This window comes from Rothia sp. L_38, from assembly GCF_050689125.1.
Taxonomy (GTDB): Bacteria; Actinomycetota; Actinomycetes; order Actinomycetales; family Micrococcaceae; genus Rothia.
Map to the genome: position 1 here is coordinate 1 of NZ_JBOEQD010000041.1, position 501 is coordinate 501.

Genomic DNA, 501 nt, shown 5'->3' on the forward strand with positions numbered 1-501 from the left:
TTAGCGGCGCGGTAGCCGCGTGAGGTGATGAAACCACCAGCGAGGTTTTCTTGTAGTGCGGTGCAGATGTTCTCAACCCCGAAACGGTTCCTATACCTATCGATATAGCGGATCATGATCGGGCTGGACGGTCGAGTTCTGCCGCGAAAAAAGCTGATGCTGTTCGTAGAATCTCGTTGGTTCGCTTGAGCTCGGCGTTTTCTTTGCGCAGGCGTCGGTTTTCGGCTGCCATATCAGTGGTGGTGCCGGGGGTGTTACCAGCATCGATTTCGGCTTGTTTGTGCCATTTTCGTAAGGTTTCAGGGCCGATGCCGAGGCGTTCTCCGATGTTTCGGCAGGCGGTGTAGATGCCTGTGTCGGGGTTGTTTTCGAGGTGGTCGGCCAGTAGGCGTAGGGCTCTTGTTTTGAGTTCTTGGGGGTATTTGGTGGGCATGGGTGAAGTTCCTTTGCTCTTTTTTGTTTGTTTCCAATGTACGGGGTCGGAACTAAACCCAGTACATA

At 53.3% G+C, this 501-nt stretch carries 1 protein-coding gene; it reads right to left on the minus strand.

Annotated features, from left to right (window positions below; translation table 11 throughout):
• Positions 1-112: 112 nt before the first annotated feature.
• Positions 113-433, minus strand: a complete 321-nt coding sequence (locus tag ACRCJM_RS12005) for a transposase (protein ID WP_431465090.1) — start codon at positions 431-433, stop codon at positions 113-115.
• Between the last annotated feature and the right edge of the window lie 68 nt (positions 434-501).